The following is a 2,170-nucleotide window of genomic DNA, read 5'->3' on the forward strand; positions in this document are numbered from 1 at the left end:
GCGCGATGAAGCGGACGGTGTCCGGGTCGCGGTTGACCCAGACGTCGACCGTGGTGGTGATGGCGCACAACAGCAGGATGAGGAGCCCGACGATGATGAGCGCGACGCGCGAGCGCTTGCTCTTGTGCTCTTCGCCCTGCTCTTCCTCCGCGGCTTCCACGAGGTCGGCCGCGGTCTCGAGGTCGTCCAACCAGCCCTCCCCTCGGGCTCGCCGATGAGCGTGCGTGCACGACAGCAACGCCGCGAAAAGCGGTGCCTCCCGCAGGATAGCACTACGCGCGGGCGCGTTGAAGGAACCTTAACGACGATGCCGGGAGCAGCGGACACGATGGCGCGGGCGTCCCGTGCGGGGGCCTGGCCGGCGCGGCTAGAAGCTGACGCCGACCTTGCCGCCGTGACAGTCGAGGCACACCGCGTCGAGCCTGATGACGCCGGTGCCGTCGCCGTACGCGTCCATGAGGAAGTCGATTGCGACCGTCTGGTGCGGGAAGTTGTTCGCGGGGCCGATCGACGCGATGCTGCTGGCCACCGTGTGGCAGTCGCGGCAGTCGTCGGACGACTTGCTCGCCAGAGCCGCGTCCACGTTCGACGTCATGATGTGGCTCGCCTGGTCGCCGACGTTGTTCACGCCGTTGCCGAGGTCGTGCGCGAGCACGTGGTTGTTGTCGTGGCAGTCGGCGCAGAACTCGGTCTGCGTGGTGGCCGTGTCCTCGATGCCGTGCTTGTCGCCGTCGGCGAGCGTCAGCGGGTTGGCCTTCAGGATGTTCGCCGTGCCGGTGGGCACGCCGAAGTCGATCGCGCCGGCGCCATGGACGGTGTGGCACGAGGTGCAGGTGAAGTCGATCGTGTAGTCGTTCGAGTCGTCGGCCATGCCGGTCGCGTCGTTCGAGTCCGGCACCGCCATGCCTACGCCGAGCGTGTGCTCCATGCCCAGCGCGGCCGACTCGTTGGCCGGGTCCGAATCGTAGACCTGGGTGATGGCGAAGGTGCCCGAGACGTGGCAGTAGTCACAGGAGCCCGCCGCGGTCGAACGCAGGAGGTACTCGCCGTTGATGGTGTTCGCCGCGTTCTCGGCCTCGTGAACGGCGTGGCACTGGTTGCAGTAGTTGGTGGCGGTGCTCCACCCGGTGTGCGGCGAGGTGCCCCCCACGAGCGGGCTCCAGCCGGCCGCCGAGGCGACCGCGGGCATGCCCGCCGCGAGCGCGACGGCCGCCGCCACGATGATGAGGCGCTTCACCTGCAAGAGCGCGCACTCCTTCGTCCGCACGCGAACACACGCGGCCGAATTCCGCGTGCATGCTTAAGTTAGGTTGTCGGGCGGCTCGTGTCCAGCATCTTCCGCGGGCTCGCCAGTCAGCGCGGGATCCGCCTCGGCCGGGCTCGCCACCGCGGCGGCCCCGGCGGCGCGCCGGCGGAGCCGGAGCGCCACGATCGCCACGAGGACCACGAGCGCGGCGACCAGCGCGAGCGGGCAGCACGCCCACCAGGCGCTCGTGCGCGAGGTGCGCGCACCCGGCACGGCGGGCGCCTCGCGCTCGGCCGCGCGCACGAGGCGCGCGGGCACCCGGATGCGCACGCGCACGACGCGGCCGTTCATCTCATCGGCGACGAGCCACGAGGTGCCCCCCTCGTGCCACACCCCGCCGGGCCGCAGGAAGTCGCCGTTGGCCACGGCCGGGTCGCCGACCATGCCGACCTGGCGGCCGTTGGGCGCGAGCACCCGCAGCGCGTTGGCGAACGCGTCGGCGACCACGATCACGTCACGGTCGTCGACAGCGACACCCGAGGGCAGGTCGAACGCCGCCTTCGAGCGGTCGAAAATCCCCGTCGGAGGCGTGCCGATGACCGAGGTCAGGCTGCCCTCGGCGCTGTAGAACTTGATGCGCTTGTTGTTGCCGTCGGTGACGACGAGCGCCCCGCCCGAAAGCCGTGCGATGCCGTTCGGGAACGAGAACTCGCCGGGCGCCTTGCCGACCGTGCCGCCCCACTCCCGCAGCTTCACGCACTCGAGGTCGTAGACGCGCACGCCGGACGCCGAGGTGACGTACACCTCGCCCGCGGCGACGCGCACCGCCAGCGGCGGGTCGCCCGGCGCGTAGAACACCTCCTTGACGAGCCGGGCGCCGCCGGGAGCGAGCACGCACAGCTTGCCGTGCGGCCCGTCCCAGCC

Annotated in this window: 3 protein-coding genes; all 3 read right to left on the bottom strand. The window is 71.1% G+C overall.

Annotation, left to right across the window (positions count from 1 at the left end):
* Positions 1-190, bottom strand: a 190-nt coding sequence (locus tag FDZ70_09580) for a hypothetical protein (protein TLM69733.1), incomplete at its 3' end; no start/stop codon positions are given.
* Between the two features lie 177 nt (positions 191-367).
* Positions 368-1,243 carry a hypothetical protein gene (locus FDZ70_09585; GenBank protein ID TLM69734.1) on the bottom strand — a complete coding sequence of 292 codons (876 nt, stop codon included), beginning with the start codon at positions 1,241-1,243 and terminating at the stop codon, positions 368-370.
* 57 nt (positions 1,244-1,300) lie between these two features.
* A partial coding sequence (locus FDZ70_09590) for a hypothetical protein (protein ID TLM69735.1) occupies positions 1,301-2,170 on the bottom strand: 870 nt, incomplete at its 5' end.

It is taken from the genome of Actinomycetota bacterium (genome assembly GCA_005774595.1).
In the GTDB taxonomy this organism is placed as follows: domain Bacteria; phylum Actinomycetota; class Coriobacteriia; order Anaerosomatales; family D1FN1-002; genus D1FN1-002.